This is a genomic window from Streptomyces sp. NPDC003456 (assembly GCF_042878735.1).
In the GTDB taxonomy this organism is placed as follows: Bacteria; Actinomycetota; Actinomycetes; order Streptomycetales; family Streptomycetaceae; genus Streptomyces.
The window spans coordinates 237,310-256,251 of the sequence record NZ_JBIAOK010000007.1; the positions used below are offsets into that span (position 1 = coordinate 237,310).

Consider the following 18,942-nt stretch of genomic DNA (forward strand, 5'->3'; position numbering starts at 1 on the left):
AGATGCGTGCCGGTGCCTGCCCGAATCCCTTCGTGGGCCTGGGTGACCGGGCTGACCGTGGGAGCGATAGCCGCGGTGACGGTCCTGGGCGTGCAGGCGGACCGCGGCCCGCACCCCACCGCCTCCGCGGCGAAGCCGAGCACCCCGGCGACCGCGCGGCCCACGCCCACGCCCACCGCGAAGGAACCGGCGAAGGTGCCCGACGGCTCCGGTACCGGCCGCCGCATCGTGTACTCCCTCGGCGACAAGCGGGTCTGGCTGGTCGACGCGAGCGACGCCACCCGGCGCACGTTCACCGTCTGGCCGGGGACGGTCGACCCCGACCCCGGCACCTACACGATCTCCTCCCGCAACCGCGCGACGACCGGCTCGGACGGCGTGGAGATCGAGCACATCCTGTACTTCACGGCCAAGTCCGGCGTGTCCCTCGCCTTCTCCAACGCGGTCGACGGGGCGTCGCCGCCGCCGCCCGCCTCCGGCACGCAGACGGGCGGCGTGCGGATGAGGAAGGCGGACGGCACGGCGCTGTGGGCGTTCGGCACGGTCGGCACGACCGTGGCCGTGGTCAGGTAGCGGACGGCTCCGCCCGCGGGGCCGACAGCTGGTTGACGATCAGCGCGACCCCGCTGAAGAGGAAGATCCGGGTCGCGGCGTCCAGCCCGTTCCAGGTCTTCGACTGCCACATCGAGAACCACTCACCGCCGATGGCGATGAACCCGACCCCGAACAGCAGCATCACCATCAGCAGCCCGTACGTCGACATCCGCCGGGCCGCCGCGGCGTCCCGCCGGGCCCACAGCCACGTGCCGTACACGAGCACGAGCGCGGCGACGGTCTCCCAGGCGATGATCAGCACGTAGGCCGTGTCCTGCAGCGCGGTGCTGGTGACGGCCCGCCACATCAGGTCCTCGTCCTTGAACGTGGTGTCCATGGCCAGCACATGACGGACGAACTGCTGGTTGGTCCCGAAGTCGGTGATGTTCCCGAAGGCGACGAGAGCCATGTAGAGGGCGACGGTGGCGGTGAGCAGCATGGCGGCAAGTGACAGTCCGCTGCGGTGAGTTGATGAGGTGGCCATGACGATCATTCTCCCCGCACCCGTCCCGCCGCAGTCTCCGTGGGTTCAGTGTCCGGAGGCGAACGTGAGGAAGGCGGACCAGGCGTCGTCCGTGAACGCCAGCCGGGCGCCGTCCACGTCCTTGGAGTCCCGCACGTGCACGGCCGCGTGGGCCAGGGCTATCTCCACGCAGTCGGGGCCGTCGTTGCTGCTGTAGCTGCTCTTGAACCAGTGCAGTTCGGTGGTCACGTCGCATCTCCCAGAACTTTTCCGATGAAGGCCAGGGACTCCTGAGGCGAGAGGGCCTGGGCCCGGATCATTCCATAGCGCATGTCGAGGATCTGGGCGTCCTTCGGATCGCTGATCACGCGATGGTGCAGCTGGGCCTCGAAGTGACCCAGCGTCTTGCCCTCCGGAAGCTTCAGCACCCGGAACGGGCCCGCCATGCCCGCGTGGTCCTCCTGATCCGTCCGCATGACCTGGATCGACACATGCCGCAACGCGGCGACCTCCAACAGGTGTTCGAGCTGCCGCCGAAGCACCATTCTGCCGCCGACGGGCCGCCGCAACGTCGTCTCTTCCTGGACAAAGGTGATGAGGGGGCGCGGGACGCGGTCGAACACCACCTTGCGTGCCATGCGCGCCGCGACGTGCCGCTCGATCTCGTCCTCCGTCAAGGCCGGTCGGCGCATGGCGTACAGGGCCTGCGCGTACTCGGGGGTCTGGAGAAGTCCGTGAATCTGGTGGTTGTCGTACGCACCCAGCTCGACCGCCTCGTCCTCCAGCTTCGCCAGGTCGCGGACCTTCTTGGGATACCGGGCCCTCTCGACGTCCTCCTTCATCGCCGAGAGCTTGCCGCCCGCGGCGAGGACCTCGTCCGCCTTGTCGAGGAAATCCGGCTTCGGCACGCGCCGGGCCCGCTCGACGGACGAGACCATCTCCTCGCCGTAGCCGATGGCCGCGCCCAGCTCCGCCTGCTTCAGCCCGGCGGTCTCGCGCCACATCCTGATCTGCCGCCCGACCGCCCTGAGCACGGCCGCCGCCTCCTCGTCCTCCATGCCTTCCCTTCCTGACGTACGAGCCGTACGACCCCGGGAAGCGCCCGGACAGTCACGCTCCGTACCGACGTCGTAGCTGTTCAGCGTAGGGACCGTGCGACCACTCTGGGTGACATGAGCGAGAGATTCACCGTGGAAGTTCCCACCCCCACCCGGCAGTTCGCGGTGCGGCTGTCCGCCACCCGCAGGGGCGCGCGCCTGGCCCGCCTGCTCACCGAACGCCGACTCGGCGACTGGGGTGAGCCGTACGAGGCCGCGGCCCAGGTGGTGGCGGAACTGGCGTCGAACGCCGTGCTGCACGGGCGCGTGCCGGGCAGGGACTTCCAGCTGCTGCTGGAACTGCGGCCCGGCCGCACCCTCCGCATCGAGGTCACCGACGCCCGGGGCGACCGGATCCCGCGCCTCCCCGAGCCGGTGGAGGAGGACGCGGAAGGGGGACGCGGCATGGCCATCGTGCAGGCGTACGCGGACCGTTGGGGTGTGAGCGGGGCGCCGGCCGGAGCGAAGACCGTGTGGGCCGAACTCGCGCTCCGAGGTGCTTAGGGTGTTCGCATGGACGTGGGGGCGGTTCTGATAGCCGTGGCCGGTGTGGCCGGGACGCTCGGGGGAGCGCTGCTCACCCAGCGGGGTGCCGACAGGGCCAAGCGGCGCGAGCTGGAGATGAGCCAGGCACTGCAGGAGGAGCGCGAGGAACGGGAGCTGCGGCGCCGCTGCTACACGGAACTGCACCGTGACGCACGGCAGTTCTGCACGGCGATCAGCCGGCACCTGTACGTCATGCGGGACCGTGAGGTCGGCGGCGAGGACGTCCAGGCCCTGGAGGCCGCCAAGGACACCTACCGCGACCGCTGGTCCGAGGCGCTGATGATCGCGCCGGACGCGGTGATCGACCCGGCGCGTGCGGTGAACGGAGCGCTGAACGGGGTCTACGGGCAGGTCAAACGGCTGGAGCAGGGCAACCCGCGGCCCGGCGAGACGCTGCGGTCGGCCGCCGAGGCGCAGCACGCCGTGTGGACGCTGATCGCCGCGGCACGGGAGGCGATGCGCCGCGACCTGGGCATCACGACCGAGTCGGACGATCCACCGCCCTACTCCACCGACGCCAACACCTTCTTCCACGACTTCTCGAACCCGGGTCGCGGCCCGGCGTGACCCGGCCGTGCGCGACACCAAAGACCAAGAAACGAGGGAAAGAACCAACCCGCCCCCACCGCCCCCGCGGCTCACTCGCAGGGGTGAACATCACCAACTCGGCTGGCGCGGCGGGGAGTCGATGGTGCAGCGTCGGCGCAGACACCTTCGAAAACGAATACGGCCCTCGCCGGGACGGGCAATCCCGATGCGAGGGCCTGATCACCAAGGAAGCAGAGACCTTCCCGATGACTGAACAGCACCCTAGCGCGCCCGTGCGCGCGCAGTCCGGCACTTCCGGTGTCCAGCACGTGACGGAACGCCACGACGACCACTTCACCGTCGTCGGCAACCATCTCGCCCAGCACCCGGACCTGTCCCTGACCGCCATCGGCCTGGCGGTGCACATCCAGTCGCTGCCCGCCGGGACGCCGGTCGGGATCAAGGCGCTGGCGGCGAAGTTCCCCGAGGGCGAGATCCGTGTCGCGGCGGCCCTGCGGGAGCTGGAGGCGCACGGCTACCTCGCCCGCCCCAAGGAGCGTCTTCCATCGGGGCGAGTCGTGACCCGCACGGTGTCGTACAACAAGCCCCACCGGCGCCCCACCGCCCCGCCGCCCCGGGTGACCGCCGAGCCCGCCCGACCACGCCGCTCCGCCGCCGACCTGCTGACCGCGCTGCGGGCGGTCGACTCCCGCCTGCTGCTCAGCGAACGCGACGTCGACCGGCTGGCCCCCGCGGTGTCGGCCTGGCTGGAGCGCGGCATTCCCGCCGCGGCCGTGACGCGGACCCTGACCACCGGCCTGCCCCAGGAGCCGATCAAGCACCCGGCTGCGTTCCTCTCCCACCGCCTGACCGCCCTGCTGCCCCCACCCCTCCCGGTGGCGCCACCCGGCCCGCCCCCCGCCGCCCGCCCGGCGCCGCTCCAGACCTGCGACGGCTGCGAGCGCGCCTTCCGCGCCCCCACCCCGGGCCACTGTCGTGACTGCCGCCCCACGGCCGGGAAGGCGGCCTGACCGAAACCCGGCCACACCGGTCCCTCCCGGCACTTCTCCCATACCGCTGCGGGCCCCGGCCCGCCGTCGCCGTTCGATTACAGTGCTCAGCGTCGTACGTGTGGACGGTGCCCGGGGAGGTCGAGGTGGGTGCGACTGCCGGTGCCGTCTGGGGCCGTACGGAGCAGCAGGACTTCCGCAGCAGGGTGCGCGGCACCCTGCTCGGCGTGGCCGTCGGGGACGCCCTCGGGGCACCGGTCGACGCCCTGGGCATCGAGCAGATCCGGCAGGCGCACGGCGCGGAAGGGCTGCTGGACCTCGCCCCCGCCTACGGCAGACGCGGAGCCGTCACGCACCTGACGCAGCTCACCCTGTTCTCCGTCGACGGCCTGATCCGCGCCCAGGTGCGGCGGGACACCGGTGCCTGGCACCCGCCGACCGACGTGCACCGGGCGTACCTGCGCTGGGCCGCCACCCAGCGGGACTGGGGCCCCGACGAGCGCCGCAAGGACGACGGGTGGCTGGCCCGCGAGGAGTGGCTGTACGCCCGGCGCAACCCCGGGCGGGCCCTGCTGCTGGGACTCGCGGACGCGACGATGGGCACCCTGGAGGCGCCCAAGAACCCCGGGGAGGCCGGGCCGGAGGCAGCCGCGCGGTCCGCCCCCTTCGGGCTGCTCGTCGGCTGGGAGCCGCAGCTCGTCGCCCAGCTCGCCCTGGAGTGCGCCGTGCAGACCCACGGCGCCCCGGCGGCCTGCCTGGCGGCGGGCGCGTACGCCCTGCTCGTGCACGCGCTCGCCCGCGGCGAGAGCCTCGACGCGGCGGTGCAGCGCACCTTCGCCCTGCTGGCCGCACGCCCCGGGCACGAGCCGGTGTCCGGCGCGCTGCAGCTGGCGCTCGGCGCCGTCCGCCAGGGCATGCCCGGGCCGGAACGCGTGGCCGAACTGAGCACGCCCGGGACGGCGGAGGGGCTCGTCGGCGCCGCCGTGTACTGCGCGCTCGTCGCCGCCGACGTCCGGCACGGGCTGTGCCTGGCCGTGAACCACGACGGCCCGTCCGCCGCCACCGCCGCCCTGACCGGCGGCCTGCTCGGCGCCCTGCACGGGGAGACGGCCCTCCCCCCGGCCTGGCTGGCCGAACTGGAGGGCCGCCCCACGATCCTGGAACTGGCCGACGACTTCGCCATGGAGATGACCCAGGGGCCGGCACTGCACGGACCCGCGGGCTCCTCCCCGGGGTGGCTCGCCCGCTATCCGCGGGCCTGAGCGGCCCCCGGCGGCGGGTGACGGCCCTCGCCCGTCAGCGCCACGTGCCAGCCCCCCGCCCGGTCGTCCGCGAACCGTCAGTCGCGGGCCGTCGTGCGCACCGCCTCGTCCGCCGGCCCGGCCGGGGCCGGCACCGCTGCCGCCGCCGCTCCGTCCCCGTCCGTGTTGATCCTCTCGATGAGGGCGAGGCGCTCGGGGGTGTCCTCCGGCTTGATGTAGCCGACCAGGACGTACAGCACCAGGGAGACCGCCAGCGGGATCGACACCTGGTACTGGAGCGGCACACCGCCTTCGACGTTCCAGCTGATCGGGTAGTTCACCAGCCAGAAGGCGAACAGGCCCGTCGACCAGCTGACCAGCGCCGCGGTGGGGCCGGAGCGGCGGAACGCGCGCAGCAGGCCCAGCATCATCGGGATCGCCATCGGGCCCATCAGGCCGGCCACCCACTTGATGACGACGGTGATGATGTCCTGGAACGCGGGGGAGTCGACCTGGGTGGCCGCCGCCATCGACAGGCCGAGGAAGACGACCGTGGCGACCCGGGCGACCCGCAGCCCCTGGCTCCGGTTCCACGCCCGGGCCCGGGCCCAGATCACCGGCGCGCAGTCCCGGGTGAACACGGCCGCGATGGCGTTGGCGTCCGAGGAGCACATGGCCATCGTGTGGGAGAAGAACCCGACGACGACCAGGCCCAGCAGGCCGTGCGGCAGGAGCTGTCCGGTCATCAGCGCGTAGGAGTCGGAGCCGTCCGCCTTCTGCGACTCGACCAGCAGCGGGGACATCCACATGGGGAAGAACAGCACCAGCGGCCAGACCAGCCACAGGATCGCCGACAGCCGGGCCGACCGCTCGGCCTCCTCGGCGTTCGGGGTGGCCATGTAGCGCTGGGCCTGGTTGAGCATGCCGCCGTTGTACTCGAACAGCTTGATGAAGAGGAACGCCAGCAGGAACACCGTGCCGTACGGGCCGACCAGCGGCTTCCCGTGGCCCTGGAGCTCAGGGGAGTCCCAGACGCCGAAGAAGCCGCCGTGGTCGTCGAGCCGGACGAACACCGCGACGAACATCGCCACGCCGGCCAGCAGCTGGATGACGAACTGGCCGAGCTCGGTCAGCGCGTCCGCCCACAGGCCGCCGATCGTGCAGTAGATCGCGGTGATGCCGCCGGTGATGAGGATGCCCTGGTTGAGCGAGATGCCGGTGAAGACGGACAGCAGCGTCGCGATGGCCGCCCACTTCGCGCCCACGTCCACGATCTTCAGCAGCATGCCGGACCAGGCCAGCGCCTGCTGCGTCCTCAGGTCGTAGCGGTTCTTCAGGTACTCCAGCGGGGAGGCCACGTGGAGCCGGGAGCGCAGCCGGTTGATGCGCGGCGCGAACAGCTTCGAGCCGATGGCGATGCCGAGCGCGATCGGAAAGGACCAGGTGACGAACGACGTGACGCCGTAGGTGTAGGCGATGCCCGCGTACCCGGTGAACATCACCGCGCTGTAGCCCGACATGTGGTGCGAGATGCCGGACAGCCACCACGGCATCTTGCCGCCGGCCGTGAAGAAGTCGCCGACGTCGTCCACGCGCCGGTGCGACCATCACGGCGAAGTAGCCGATGAGCACGGCCCAGTCGAGACCGTTCATGAGTCCCCTTCCACGGTGCTGGAGCCACAGTCAGGCATGTGAACTCTGGGTTCGGTGACGTGTGCACGGCAAGCAAGGGGAAGGTCAAGAGCAGGCAAAGATGTTCGTCAAGATGATTCGCGTTCACTTACATGAACGCCAGGCCGATGTCAGGGCCCCCCTGCACAACACCCCCGGCCTGCGTCGGGCAGGCCGGGGGTGCCGGTGGTCGAACGGGATCAGCAGCGGTCAGCGCAGTTCCTCCGGGCAGGGCGTCCCGCGCGGGAACTGGTACGGCGCCGCCAGCCGGTAGGTACCCGCCTTCGGCGCGAGCAGCTCCGTCCACTTGTCGCCCTGCGCGTCCTCCTCCGTCTCCGCCAGGCAGCCGTTGACGTTGACGTACGACTTCGGCTCGCCCTCGGGGCGCTCCTTGGAGGCCTCCGTCTCCTGCGGCGGCTTCAGGCTCTTGCCCTCCGCGTCGACGATGCTCAGCCACGGGGAGTACGGCACGCGCACCAGGATGCGGCCCGGCTTCTTCACCTGGAGCACCATCTCGCCCTGCTCCGCCCGGTCGACCACCGCGTTCGGCTCGGCCAGCGGCGTGGGCGCCGTCACCTTGAACAGCTGCCAGTTGGCGTCGCCCCAGATCTGGTTCAGATAGGGCAGGCCGCGCTGCACCAGGGCGCGCTCGCGCTCCCCGCCGTCGCCGTCCGGCTCGTCCTTCGGCAGCACCACGTAGTGGACCGCCCAGCGCTTGAGCCACTCGTGGTAGTTCGCCGAGTTGAGGGTGTCGTCGTAGAAGAGGGGGTTGCGCTCCATGTCGGCCTGGCGGTTCCAGCCGCGGGCCAGGTTGACGTACGGGGCCAGGGCGGAGGCCTCGCGGTGGGAACGGGCGGGCACGACCTCGACCCGGCCCTTCTCCGCACCGACCTCCTGCAACTCGTTCACCAGCGGCGCCAGCTCACGCGACCAGGAGGCCGCCGGGGCCGTGTGCACGATGTCGTCGACCGTCTTGAAGCCGATCCACACGCCGAAGCCGACGAGGGCGACCACCGCCGCGTACCACCTGCGGCTGCGCGGCACCGTGAACGGCAGCGCGGCCACCAGCGCCACCCCGGCGAACAGCATGGCCAGCCGCGTGATGTTGGAGCCGATCTGGGAGCTGATCAGCCACACGAGCACGACCCCCAGGCCGTACACCGCCGCCGTCAGCCGGACCGTCTTCCAGTCGCGCGGCACCAGCACGACGACCAGGACGGAGAACGCCAGCGGCAGCACCACGGAGCCGAAGATCATCGGCTGCGTCCCCGAGAACGGGAACAGCCACGCGGACAGCGCCACCACCACGCTGGGCGCCAGCCCCAGCGCCCAGGCCCCGGGCCGCCGCTTCTGCAGGAACAGCGCCACCGCCACCAGACCCACGAACAGGCCCGCCACCGGGGACGCCATCGTCGCCAGCGCCGCCAGGGGCGCCGCGCACAGGGCCTTCGCCCAGCGCTTGTACCGCCACCGGTACGGCCAGCAGAACACCACCGCGACCGCGGCCAGCGCGAACATCATGCCCAGGCCGAAGGTCACCCGGCCCGACACGGCGTTGCAGAACAGCCCGAACACACCCGCGAGCGACGCCCACAGCGGATTGCGGACCGCACGGGAACGCAGCAGCAGCAGCGTCAGCAGACCGGCCGACACCGTCCCCGCGATCATCATCGTCGTCCGGACGCCGAGCACCGACATCAGGTACGGCGACACCACGCTGTACGAGACCGGGTGCATGCCGCCGTACCAGGCGAGGTTGTACGCCGAGTCCGGGTGCCGGCCGACGAACTCCGCCCAGGCGTCCTGCGCGGCCAGATCGCCACCGCTGTTCGCGAAGCTGAAGAACCAGACGACGTGGAGCACCGCGGCCAGGCCCGTGATCGACAGGACCGGGTGGCGCAGCATGCGCGCGCGCACGGTCCGCACCGCGGGGTGCAGGCCGTCACCGCCGTCACCGCCGTCCGCGGTCGTGTCACCGTCGCCGGGGCTCGCGGTCTCCCGCGGCGCGCCCTCCGGTTCTGCGGGCAGGCCTATTCGCGGGCCTGATACCGGGCCCGGATCGGCGTCGTCTGCGCGTGTCGGCTCCGCAGTGGCCACTCGAAGGCACTCCCCGTGTCCCGTCTTCTGTTCTCGCCCGTGTTCCCCGGCCGTGAACCGTTCGTCCCCCCGGTCCCCCGGCGCGCCGCCGCGCACGGCGACCTGCCCCGTTTCGTGACGCTAGCACGCACCCCGCCGGGCAGGGCCCGGACGGGCCGTCCACCGACGGGGTGCGGGTGCGCGGGCCGCGGCCCGCGCTCAGCCGATGCGCGTCAGCTTGTCCGCGAAGCCCGGCTCCACCAGGTCCTCCTTGAGGGCCACCGGGACCTTCACGGCACCGCTGGACCCGTCGCCGACGGTGAGCGTGCCCACCTTCGTGCCGGCCTTCGCCTGGTGCGGCAGCTCGTCCGCGGCGAACGTCAGCTCGACCGACAGCCCCGCCCAGCCGACGGCCGTGACGTCCTTCGTGACGACGACCGGCGTACGCCCGCCGAGACCGTCGTCGGCGTACCCGACGACCGCGCCCTTCTTCAGGATCGTCGCCGACTCCAGCGCGCCCTGCGCGGCCCGGATCAGCTTGTCGCCCTCGTGCAGGGCGGCTCCGAGGATGGTGTTGTCCGGGCCGCCGGCCGGCTGGCGCACGACCGCGCCGATGATCCGCCGCGTCTCGCCGTTCACGTCCTTCTTGGCGGAGAAGACGAGGTTGCCGAGCGCGGAGGTGGTGGTGCCGGTCTTGATGCCGGTGACGTCGTTGTAGCCGACCAGGCGGTTCCAGTTGTCGTGCTTGACGCCCTTGTAGTCGACGTACGACATCATCGCCGCGACCTCGCGGAACGCGGGCTGCTGCATGGCCGCCTTGGCGAGCTTCACCTGGTCCACGGCCGTGGAGACGGTGGTGTTGTTCAGCCCCGACGGGTCGGTGTACGTCGAGTTCTTCATGCCGAGGTCCTCGGCGGCGTCGTTCATCTTCTGCACGAACGCCTTCTCCGACCCCGCGTCCCAGCGGGCCAGCAGGCGCGCCACGTTGTTCGCGGACGCGATCAGGATGCCCTCCAGGGCCTCCCGCTGACTGATCTTGTCGCCCTTGGTGACGTCGACGGTGGACTCCTGGCCGGCGTCGGACTGGTCCTCGGCGGCCTGGTCGATACCGATCTTCGGACCGTCCTCGCCGCTCTTGAGCGGGTGGTCGCGCAGGATCACGTAGGCGGTCATGACCTTGGCGACACTGGCGATCGGCACGGGCCGCTGTTCGCCGGAGGAGCCGAAGGTGCCGATGCCCTGGACGTCCAGTGCGGCCTGGCCGTCGGCCGGCCAGGGGATGTCGGCCTTGCCGCCCTCGAACGTGTAGCTGTCCTTCGCGGTGAGGTCCAGAGTGGGCGCCGGAAGCGGGCGCAGGCTCTGCGCGACCGCGAAGACGATCAGCAGGAGCAGCGCGATCGGCGTCCAGATCTTCACCCGGCGCACGGCGGTGCGCAGCGGGGTCTCCGGGGGCGGCGGTGTGTTCGTCAGCTCGGCCAGCAGGTCCAGCGGCGGCTTCGGCGGCAGCGGCTGCTGCGTGGTCCGCTCCGGCCCGACCACGGGGACGGCGGCGGTGGCTTCGGCAGGCGACGCCTTGCGCCCGGCCGCGTCCTTCGCCGGCCCGGCCGGCGCCTTCCGCTCCGGGGTGGCCGGTGCCTTCTGACCGGGAGCGGTCGTCGCGCCCGCGGCTGCCGCCGCGCCCGCCTTCGGCGCCGACGGGGGCTTCCGCGTCGCCGGGTCGTCCAGCGGCTTGAGCGCGACGAACGTGCTGGTGCGCTCGGCGTCCTTCTCGGGCGCGGTGCCGGCCGCACCCTCGGGGGCGTCCTCGGGGGCGTCCTTCCGGTTGTCCTCGGGGGTGGCGTCGGCGGTGTCCTTCCGGGCGTCCCCGGGGCCGGCCTTGCGGTCGCTCCTCGGGGCGTCCTTGGCCGCGTCGCCGAGCTTCAGCATCGTGGTGGCCTGGTCGACCGGCGGCCGTACGGCCTTGAACACGGCGGTGGGCTGATCGACGTACGGCGCGGCGGACTTGCCGTCGCCACCGCTCTTGCCGGGTCCGCCCGCGTCCTCGCCGGTGTCCTCGCGGGCCGCCTTGCCGGGGCCCTCGGCGGAGCGCTTGGCGTCGGTCCGGAAGACGGCGGTGGGCTGGTCGGTGTAGCGGGCGGCGGGCTTGCCGGCGTCGCCTGGGGCGGTGTCACGAGCGTCGGCGGCGTCCGTACCCGGGGTCGCGTCGGTCTCGGCGGCGGGACCTGAGGGCCCGTCGGCGGTGTCTTCCTCGGCGTCGGCGGCGTCGGTGGCGTCCGTGCCCGGCGCTTCGTCCGTCTTGGCGGCGGGTCCCTCGGACGGGCCGGCGGCGACCGCGGGGCCGGGTGCGCCGGAACGGTCCGCCTCCGGCGCACCGTCCTCGTCCCGAGCCGCTGCGGCGTCGCTGCCGGCCTTGGTGGACTCGTCCGCGTCCCCGTCGCCCCGGGAGGCCGCGGAACGCGTGGCGGCGGCACCGCCCTCGGTGGCCTCGCCCTCGGCGGGCTTCTTGTCCTGGTCGGCCGTGGCGACCCACGCGGCGACGGCGTCCCGGAGCCGCCCCTCACCGGTGGACGCGGCCGCGCCCCGCCCACGGGACCGGGCGTCGTCGTCCGGCTCGCCGGAGCCCTCGGCGTCGGCCGCCTCGTCGTCGCTCGCGGCCTCCGTGCGCGTGCCCGAGTCAGGCTCGGCGTCGCGCGCACCGGAGTCGCCCTCGGCCCGCTCGGCGTCCCCCGCGGCGTCGGACGCCTCGGCCCCGTCGGCCGGATCGGTCACGTCGGTCGCGGCGCTGGTGTCCGTCGCAGCAGTCGCGTCGGACCCGCCCGAGTCGGCCTCCGCACGCTCCGCACGCTCCGCACGCTCCGCACGCTCCGCTCCGGCCGGTGCGGCCTTCGCGTCCGTGTCAGCGTCCGCGTCCGTGTGAGCGTCCGCGTCCGCGTCCGGGGCAGCGTCCGCGTCCGCCCGGACGGACAGCACGCGCGTCGCCGTGTCGACGCCGCCGCCCCGGGCCGCGGAGGAAGTCCTCGCACTCTTCGTGTCCCGGGCCACCGCGAGCCGCGGATCGGCGGACTCGCTCCTGGCCCCGGGAACCGGACCCGCGCTCCCCGACGTCGGTTCTGCCGACGACTCGCGCTGCTTCGACCTGTCGGGGGACTCGCCCGCCACCGATGCCTCCTCCTCGCGCCGCACCACCCGCGTACGCGTACCGAACCGTCTACCGCCGCCCTGCCACCGCACACCGGGCGCTGTCCGAAACCATGTACCAGTGTCCTGTGCGCGGACCAGATCCATCCGGTAGACGAGAACGACATACCTACTGGTTCCACTACGAACCGGTCACGCACTCTCGACAGACCAATGTGAGAGGGGTCACCCTGTCATTCATCCACGCGGGGAGGCATGGATGGGCAGGAGCCGCAGAACACTTCCGGAGGAGCTTCTGCTGCTGGCGTTGGACCCGGCCACGGGTACCACTGCACAGCCGCAGTCGCTCGACCTGGGTCTGGCCGGAGCACAGCTAGTGGAGCTGGCGCTGGCCGGACGGATAGCCCCGGACGGGGATCGTATCGCCGTGGTCGTACCACGGCCGACCGGAGATCCGACTCTGGACTGCGCGTTGGAGTTGCTGCGAAGGCGCGGCGCTCCGGTACGGGCCGTCCACTGGATCGGCGGACCCCGACTGGGGCTCCGTCAGACCTACCTCTCGCACCTGGAGCGGTGCGGCATGGTGCATGCCGTGGCGGGCCAGATGTGCGGGGTGCTGCCGACGACGCGCTACCAGGCGACGGACACCGAGATCAGCCGGGAGATCAGGGCCCGGCTGGACTCCGCGATCCGCACCGGCGTACCGCCGGACCCGCGGACCGCGGCGCTCGCCGCCCTGGCCCACGCGGTCGGCCTCGGCAAGCACCTGTACCCGGGCAACGAGGGACGTTCCTCGCGCTCCCGGCTCAGGGACCTGATCAGGCACGACCCCATGGGCGGCCTCGTCGCGCACGCCGTGATGGACGTCCAGAACGGCGTCGGTGCTCAGCCGCGCCGCAACCCCGCCCCGCCGGGCCGCCAGGCCGCGGGCGGACCCAGGCCCGTGCCCGAACCGGCCCGGGGCGTTCCGATGCAGCCGCGCCACGGAAGCATGGCGCGCGCCGCGGTCCACTGACGGACCGCACCGACCGCACCACCCACGACCGGTACGCCTCACGGGACCCCACGAGCCCGGTCACGGGAGCCGCTGTCCGAGCGGGGCGGCGAGAGCACCGGCTCTCGCCGCCCCGCTCGGGCGTGTCGCCGAACTGGCGTGTACCCGTCGGATATCCACCGTTTCCCAGCGGTAGGAAGCACCTTGGTGGCAGTCTGCTCAACAGCAGATACGCAAAGTAGAGGCACGCAGCCGGAGGTGCACGTCCCGTGGCGTCCAATGTCAATCCCACCGTCCGGAGGCGCCGGCTCGGCCAGGAGCTCCGCAGGCTCCGGGAGCTCAAGGGCATGACGGCCGAAGAGGTCGCCGAGCGGCTGCTGGTGTCCCAGTCGAAGATCAGCCGGCTGGAGAACGGGCGGCGCAGCATCAGCCAGCGCGACGTGCGCGACCTGTGCGGGGTCTACGAGGTCGAGGACCAGCGGATCGTCGAGTCGCTGATGCAGATGGCCAAGGACTCGCGCCAGCAGGGCTGGTGGCACGCGTTCGGCGACATCCCGTACAGCGTCTACATCGGCCTGGAGACGGACGCCGAGTCGCTGCGCGTCTACGAACCCCAGATCATCACGGGCCTGTTGCAGACCCGCGCCTACGCCGAGGCCATCATCAGGGGCGGTTCGCCCGAGGCGTCGGAGGCGGACAACGACAAGCGCGTCGAGGTCCGGCTGCGCCGGCAGGGACGCATCACCGCCGAGACGGAGCCGCTGCGGCTGTGGGTGGTGCTGGACGAGGCGTCCCTGCACCGGGTCGTGGGCAGCCGCCCGGTGATGCGCGAACAGCTGGAGCACCTCATCGAGATGTCGCAGCTGCCCCACATCACCGTGCAGGTCCTGCCGTTCGAGGTCGGCGCGCACGCGGGCATCAACGGCCAGTACTCCATCCTGGAGTTCGCCGACGCGGCCGACTCCAGCGTCGTCTACATCGAGGGCGTCACCAGCGACCTGTACCTGGAGAAGCCGCTCGACGTGCAGAAGTACACGGTGATGTACGAGCACCTGCGCGCCCAGGCGCTGAACGTGGACCAGTCCCGGCAGCTCATCGAGCGTCTGGCCAAGGACTACGCACGCTGACGGGCACCGGAGGATGACCTTCCGACTGGCGAGTCGCGGGATGCTACACCTCTGACAGGGCCGACTGGAAGTCTCCTCTGGAATATGCCATCCGGTCGAGTGAATGACTGCTCCGAACGATGAGGCGGGCGAGTAGCGTCGATCACGCCAACCACCAGCACGGGTTGGCGTAAACGCAACTGGCTACGGAGCGATCATGGCTATTCGTCTGGGCGCCACGGAAACGTGGACGACGTCCTCCTACACCAACAACAACGGCGCCTGTGTGATGGTCAGGTCGACCGTCGAAGAGGCCCTGGAGCTCGGGGACACCAAGATCCCCGAGGGCCCCAAGCTGGCGTTCCCCGCCGACGCGTGGAGCGCCTTCGTGGCCTCGGTCAAGGTCTGAGCCGCGGCACCACGACAGCACAAGCACCAACCGACCGAGCCCTCTCGACCAGCATCGCCGTCCTAGCCGAGGGGGCTCCGCTTGTGCAGGGGGGGCGGCGAGGGGCTTCCGGACACCGGATGCTTCAGCACACCGGGAACGCCACGTCGCACACCGGGTCCTCGGGCCGCGCCGCCGCCCAGTCCGCGAAGTACACCTCCCGGCAGGGACCGGCCGGGGTGAGTCCCCGTGCGGCGATCCACTCCTCCACCGCCTCGAACGCGGCCAGGATCTGCGGGTGCGCCACCTGCGCCTTGGTGATCCTGGTGTACGCCAGCCGTCCGGCCGGCTCCACCCGTACCGCCGTCTCCCACGTCCGCCCGTGCCGCTCCGCCCACCGGCGGGCGGCCGCCTCGTCGGCGACCGGCACGCACGCCTCGGCCGGGCCGTCGCTCTCCATGGACACCTCGGCGTGGTAGGCGACGTAGGGCACACCGGCCACGCCCCCGCACTCCCGGGCCGCCTCCTCCAGGCGGCCCAGCGCCGCGCCGATCCACGCCGGCAGCTCGTCCGCCAGCGTGTGCCGCTTCTCGGTGACCACCACCTGAGCCGGCACGTCCACCGTCTCCACCGCGAACTTCCCGTACATCTCGGAGCTCCTCCCCGACAGCCGTCCACGGAGGTAGGCGGCGAGCGTGCGCCGGCCGGCCAGCGCCGCCTCGACGTCCGCCCAGTACGCGCCGATCAGGTCCGCCGCCGCGGGGCCGTCGCCCGCCGCCAGTACCTCGGCGATCCGGGCGAGCGGCATGTCCAGCTGCCGCAGCAGCGCCACGAGCCGGGCCCGTTCGATCTGCCCGGCCCGGTAGTAGCGGTAGCCGGTGGCCTCGTCCACGCGCGCCGGGGCCAGCAGGCCCAGCCGGTCGTACAGCCGCAGGGCCTTGGGCGACAGCCGGGCCCGCGCGGCGAACGCGCCGATGGTCAGCAGCTCCCCGTCCGGTACGTCCACAGCCGCATCCTCCGTCATCGGGCGGCCGTTCCGCCCGACGAGGAGAACGCTGCGGCCTGCCCCAGGGGCAAGGTCAAGCCACCCCGCAGGGGCGGGGCCGGCCCCGAGGGCGAGGCGCAGCCACGAGGAAGAGCCCGGCGGCAGGGGCCGGTGCGGGCGTCAGGCCAGCTGGGCCTCGATCGCCGCGACGACCTCCGGCGACTCCGGCTCGGTCTGCGGGGAGAAGCGGGCCACGATGTGCCCGTCCCGGCCGACGAGGAACTTCTCGAAGTTCCAGCGGATGTCCCCGCTGTGCCCCTCGGCGTCGGCGAACCCGGTCAGGCGCTCGTACAGCGGGTGCCGGCCCTCGCCGTTCACGTCGACCTTCTCGGTCATCGGGAAGGTCACGCCGTACGTGGCCGAGCAGAACTCGGCGATCTCCTCGGAGCTGCCGGGCTCCTGCCCGAGGAACTGGTTGCAGGGCACGCCGAGGACGGTGAAGCCGCGCCCGGCGTACTGCTCCTGCAGCCGCTCCAGTCCCGCGTACTGCGGGGTCAGGCCGCACTTGGAGGCCACGTTCACCACGAGCACCGCACGGCCCGCGTACTGGGACAGGTCGGCGGAACCGCCCTGGAGGGCGCCGATCTCGACGTCGAGGGGAGAGGACACGTTGGAAGTCGTCATGGGCAGACCCTAGCTCCGGCCGGTGCCGGGCCGGTGCTGGGCCTCCACCAGGGCCTGCCCGGCCGCCGTCCGCGCGTACAGCACCGAACGGCCCGCCCGCGTCCGCGCCACCAGCCCCGCGTCGAGCAGCACCCGCAGATGCCGGCCCACCGAGCCGAGCCCCTGCCCCGTCACCGCCACCAGCTGGCTCGTGCTCAGGGGCGAGGCCAGCCGGACCAGCACCCCGGCGCGGGCCGTGCCCAGCAGCGCGCCGAGACTCGCGGGCACCGGTGCGCCGCCCGGATCGGCGAGCGCCCCGGCGCACGGGTAGACCAGCGCGTAGCGGTCCCTGCCCTCCCACGACACCCAGCCGATGCGCTGGGTGGTGATCGGCACGAACACCAGCTCCGCGCCCGAGAGCTCACGCGGCGGGTACTCGTGCGCGTTGACCTGCAACCGGTTCTCCCCCAGCCAGCGCGTCCCCGGCCGCAGGGTGTCCAGCGCGGACGCCCACCCGCCCCTGCTGACCTGGGCGGTCCGGGCGACCACATCGGCCTGGAGGATCCGCCGGCGGTGCGGCCAGTACGGCCGTACCGCCGCCTCCCAGACGAACGTCAGCAGGTCCGCGGCCCGCTCGGGCAGGTCGTCCCGCCGCAGGATCGCGGGGACCGGACCGCGCAGGGAGACGGTCAGATCGGCCCGGGCCTGCCGCGGGCAGGCCGCCCGCACCCGGGCCACCCCCTGCTCGAAGGTCTCGCCGTCGCAGGGCGCGGGGGCGAGGAAGTCGGCCGTCCACTCCGTCCCGATCCCGGCCTCCACGAGCCGTGCGGTCACCGGGTCCCGCGCCAGGCGCGCCCGGTAGGCGGGGAGGTGGGCATCGAGCCAGCTCCGCTCGCCGGGGTGCGCGGCCCGGGCCCCCTTCAGCAGGCGCAGGCACCCGAAGACCTCGGCGAACGGCGAGATCACGAACCGGCTCCCGGCCAGGGTGTCGGCGTTGATCTGCCACCAGCCCACGGGCACCCTCCCGGCCGTGTCCTCGTCGTTTCGCGTGTGCGCGAAACATTAACCCCGCCCCGCGGGCCGCCCGGAGACTCCGGGCATGCGCAGTTACCGCGAACTGTTCCGCACGCCCGAGTTCACCCCCTTCTTCGTCGCCGCGTCCGCGCAGACCGTCGCGCAGACCATGGGCGGGCTCGCCCTGGGCACCCTGGTGTACCGGGCGACCGGCTCGCCGCTGCTGTCCGCGGTGAGCATGTTCGGCTCGTCGCTGGTGCAGGTGCTGGGCGCCTCGCTCCTGCTCTCCGCCGCCGACCGCCTGCCCCCGCGCGCCGCCCTGACCGCCCTGGCCCTGCTGTTCGCCGCGGCCACGGCGGCCCTGGCCCTGCCGGGCCTGTCCGTCGGGGCGCTGTTCGCGATCGTCCTGGCCCGAGGGCTGGTGGAGTCCGTCGGCGGGGGAGTGCGCTGGGGCCTGCTGAACGAGATCCTCACCAAGGACGGCTACCTGCTCGGCCGGTCCGTGTTCAACATGATGAGCGGCCTCATGCAGATCGCCGGGTACGCCACCGGCGGCGCCCTCGTCGCCCTGCTCTCCCCGCGGACGTCCCTGCTGGTGGCCGCCGCCCTGTACCTCGCGGCGGCGGTGATCCTCCGCCTCGGCCTGACCGTCCGGCCGCCCCGGGCCACGGGCCGCCCCTCGGTACGGGCGACCTGGCACGCCAACGCCCTGCTCTGGTCGTCCCCGCCCCGCCGCCAGGTCTATCTGGCCGTGTGGATCCCCAACGGCCTGGTCGTCGGCTGCGAATCCCTGTACGTCTCCTACGCCCCGGAGTCCGCCGGCACGCTGTTCGCCTGCGCCGCGCTGGGCATGCTGGCCGGTGACGTCCTGGTGGGCCGGCTGCTGCCGCCGGGCCTGCGCAGGCGCCTCGGCTTCCCGCTCCTGCTGCTCCTGGCCCTCCCGTACGTGCCGTTCCTGCTGCTGCCGCCCCTGCCGCTGGCGGCCGCCGCAGTGACGCTGGCCTCGGTCGGCTTCGGCGCGAGCCTGGTCCAGCAGGAACGCCTGGTGGAACTGACCCCCGACACCCTGACGGGCCACGCGCTCGGGCTGCACTCGGCCGGCATGCTCACCATGCAGGGCGTGGCGGCGGCCCTGGCCGGCTCGATCGCCCAACTGACCTCCCCGGCAGCGGCGATGACGGCGATGGCCGCGGCCTCGGCGGTCGTGACGCTGCTGCTGATGACGGCGGACGGACGGACCCTCAGGCGGCCGGCGACGGTGCCGGGCTGAGGGAGGAGGGGGCACCCTCAACCCCGGTCCGCGGAACCTCCGCCGGAAGGACGGTCCTCTTCGACGCCGTCTCGTGGAGGGCTGTCGCGTGCAGCACCGTTCTCTGCGGCACCGTCTCCTCCTGCCCCGTCGGTCAGGGAACCGTCCTGCTCGGCGCC

17 protein-coding genes and 1 pseudogene are annotated in these 18,942 nt (G+C 72.6%); 9 read left to right on the plus strand and 9 right to left on the minus strand.

All coding sequences use genetic code 11. The features are described 5' to 3' along the window. Positions 1-12 precede the first annotated feature (12 nt). Positions 13-573: a hypothetical protein gene (locus tag ACFYWG_RS28490; RefSeq protein WP_389204097.1), complete on the plus strand. Its 561-nt coding sequence runs from the start codon at positions 13-15 to the stop codon at positions 571-573. Here the strand turns inward: ACFYWG_RS28490 and ACFYWG_RS28495 are convergent. From ACFYWG_RS28495 to ACFYWG_RS28505, 3 genes are read right to left on the minus strand one after another with little or no spacing between them, the layout of a single operon-like run. Next, on the minus strand, positions 566-1,078 hold the full coding sequence (locus ACFYWG_RS28495; protein WP_376326863.1) for a DUF2165 domain-containing protein: 513 nt from the start codon (positions 1,076-1,078) through the stop codon (positions 566-568). The genes ACFYWG_RS28490 and ACFYWG_RS28495 overlap by 8 nt on opposite strands. Positions 1,079-1,123: 45 nt before the next feature. Further along, entirely contained in the window at positions 1,124-1,306 is a 183-nt protein-coding gene (locus tag ACFYWG_RS28500) for a DUF397 domain-containing protein (RefSeq protein WP_383501863.1), read from the minus strand. Further along, positions 1,303-2,115, minus strand: a complete 813-nt coding sequence (locus tag ACFYWG_RS28505; protein ID WP_389204098.1) for a helix-turn-helix domain-containing protein — start codon at positions 2,113-2,115, stop codon at positions 1,303-1,305. Before ACFYWG_RS28505 ends, ACFYWG_RS28500 begins: the two co-directional genes overlap by 4 nt. Before the next feature lie 114 nt (positions 2,116-2,229). Between ACFYWG_RS28505 and ACFYWG_RS28510 the strand changes: the two genes are divergently transcribed. From ACFYWG_RS28510 to ACFYWG_RS28525, 4 genes are all read left to right on the plus strand, one after another. Beyond that, positions 2,230-2,658: an ATP-binding protein gene (locus tag ACFYWG_RS28510; RefSeq protein WP_389204099.1), complete on the plus strand. Its 429-nt coding sequence runs from the start codon at positions 2,230-2,232 to the stop codon at positions 2,656-2,658. Between the two features lie 9 nt (positions 2,659-2,667). Further along, complete coding sequence (locus tag ACFYWG_RS28515) at positions 2,668-3,267, plus strand: hypothetical protein (protein ID WP_389204100.1); 600 nt, start codon at positions 2,668-2,670, stop codon at positions 3,265-3,267. A gap of 227 nt (positions 3,268-3,494) precedes the next feature. Beyond that, a complete protein-coding gene (locus ACFYWG_RS28520) occupies positions 3,495-4,259 on the plus strand; it encodes a helix-turn-helix domain-containing protein (RefSeq protein ID WP_389204101.1) in 765 nt (254 codons plus the stop codon). Positions 4,260-4,384: 125 nt separating this feature from the next. Continuing rightward, complete coding sequence (locus ACFYWG_RS28525) at positions 4,385-5,500, plus strand: ADP-ribosylglycohydrolase family protein (protein ID WP_389204102.1); 1,116 nt, start codon at positions 4,385-4,387, stop codon at positions 5,498-5,500. A 77-nt stretch (positions 5,501-5,577) separates the two neighbouring features. Here the strand turns inward: ACFYWG_RS28525 and ACFYWG_RS28530 are convergent. From ACFYWG_RS28530 to ACFYWG_RS28540, 3 genes and pseudogenes are all read right to left on the minus strand, one after another. Continuing rightward, a pseudogene (locus ACFYWG_RS28530) lies at positions 5,578-7,132 on the minus strand (sodium:solute symporter family protein). A gap of 228 nt (positions 7,133-7,360) precedes the next feature. Further along, entirely contained in the window at positions 7,361-9,247 is a 1,887-nt protein-coding gene (locus ACFYWG_RS28535; RefSeq protein WP_389204103.1) for an MFS transporter, read from the minus strand. Between the two features lie 198 nt (positions 9,248-9,445). After that, positions 9,446-12,385, minus strand: a complete 2,940-nt coding sequence (locus ACFYWG_RS28540; RefSeq protein WP_389204104.1) for a D-alanyl-D-alanine carboxypeptidase — start codon at positions 12,383-12,385, stop codon at positions 9,446-9,448. A gap of 238 nt (positions 12,386-12,623) precedes the next feature. Here ACFYWG_RS28540 and ACFYWG_RS28545 point away from each other — a divergent pair, with 238 nt between their 5' ends. The 3 genes from ACFYWG_RS28545 (at position 12,624) to ACFYWG_RS28555 (ending at position 14,873) form a co-directional block, all read left to right on the plus strand. Then, positions 12,624-13,379, plus strand: coding sequence for a GPP34 family phosphoprotein (locus tag ACFYWG_RS28545; protein ID WP_376326844.1), 756 nt, complete (start codon positions 12,624-12,626; stop codon positions 13,377-13,379). A 248-nt stretch (positions 13,380-13,627) separates the two neighbouring features. After that, a complete protein-coding gene (locus ACFYWG_RS28550; RefSeq protein ID WP_376326842.1) occupies positions 13,628-14,485 on the plus strand; it encodes a helix-turn-helix domain-containing protein in 858 nt (285 codons plus the stop codon). 196 nt (positions 14,486-14,681) lie between these two features. Further along, positions 14,682-14,873 carry a DUF397 domain-containing protein gene (locus ACFYWG_RS28555; protein WP_369194543.1) on the plus strand — a complete coding sequence of 64 codons (192 nt, stop codon included), beginning with the start codon at positions 14,682-14,684 and terminating at the stop codon, positions 14,871-14,873. Between the two features lie 124 nt (positions 14,874-14,997). On the opposite strand, the gene ACFYWG_RS28560 is transcribed toward ACFYWG_RS28555, so the two are convergent. The 3 genes from ACFYWG_RS28560 to ACFYWG_RS28570 form a co-directional block, all read right to left on the minus strand. Next, a complete protein-coding gene (locus ACFYWG_RS28560; RefSeq protein ID WP_385412429.1) occupies positions 14,998-15,876 on the minus strand; it encodes a MerR family transcriptional regulator in 879 nt (292 codons plus the stop codon). Between the two features lie 141 nt (positions 15,877-16,017). Continuing rightward, positions 16,018-16,521 (minus strand): glutathione peroxidase, encoded by a 504-nt coding sequence (locus ACFYWG_RS28565; RefSeq protein WP_389204105.1) that lies wholly within the window; start codon positions 16,519-16,521, stop codon positions 16,018-16,020. A 9-nt stretch (positions 16,522-16,530) separates the two neighbouring features. After that, positions 16,531-17,514 carry an ArsR/SmtB family transcription factor gene (locus ACFYWG_RS28570; protein WP_389204106.1) on the minus strand — a complete coding sequence of 328 codons (984 nt, stop codon included), beginning with the start codon at positions 17,512-17,514 and terminating at the stop codon, positions 16,531-16,533. 85 nt (positions 17,515-17,599) lie between these two features. Between ACFYWG_RS28570 and ACFYWG_RS28575 the strand changes: the two genes are divergently transcribed. Further along, positions 17,600-18,784 carry an MFS transporter gene (locus ACFYWG_RS28575; protein WP_389204107.1) on the plus strand — a complete coding sequence of 395 codons (1,185 nt, stop codon included), beginning with the start codon at positions 17,600-17,602 and terminating at the stop codon, positions 18,782-18,784. Positions 18,785-18,942: the final 158 nt, after the last annotated feature.

Excerpts from the sequence above, each read along its gene's own strand:
- ACFYWG_RS28515 (WP_389204100.1), top strand. The coding sequence starts at position 2,668 with ATGGACGTGGGGGCGGTTCTGATAGCCGTGGCCGGTGTGGCCGGGACG.
- ACFYWG_RS28520 (WP_389204101.1), top strand. The coding sequence starts at position 3,495 with ATGACTGAACAGCACCCTAGCGCGCCCGTGCGCGCGCAGTCCGGCACT.
- ACFYWG_RS28545 (WP_376326844.1), top strand. The coding sequence starts at position 12,624 with ATGGGCAGGAGCCGCAGAACACTTCCGGAGGAGCTTCTGCTGCTGGCG.
- ACFYWG_RS28565 (WP_389204105.1), bottom strand. The coding sequence starts at position 16,521 with ATGACGACTTCCAACGTGTCCTCTCCCCTCGACGTCGAGATCGGCGCC.
- ACFYWG_RS28495 (WP_376326863.1), bottom strand. The coding sequence starts at position 1,078 with ATGGCCACCTCATCAACTCACCGCAGCGGACTGTCACTTGCCGCCATG.
- ACFYWG_RS28505 (WP_389204098.1), bottom strand. The coding sequence starts at position 2,115 with ATGGAGGACGAGGAGGCGGCGGCCGTGCTCAGGGCGGTCGGGCGGCAG.
- ACFYWG_RS28555 (WP_369194543.1), top strand. The coding sequence starts at position 14,682 with ATGGCTATTCGTCTGGGCGCCACGGAAACGTGGACGACGTCCTCCTAC.
- ACFYWG_RS28575 (WP_389204107.1), top strand. The coding sequence starts at position 17,600 with ATGCGCAGTTACCGCGAACTGTTCCGCACGCCCGAGTTCACCCCCTTC.
- ACFYWG_RS28510 (WP_389204099.1), top strand. The coding sequence starts at position 2,230 with ATGAGCGAGAGATTCACCGTGGAAGTTCCCACCCCCACCCGGCAGTTC.
- ACFYWG_RS28560 (WP_385412429.1), bottom strand. The coding sequence starts at position 15,876 with ATGACGGAGGATGCGGCTGTGGACGTACCGGACGGGGAGCTGCTGACC.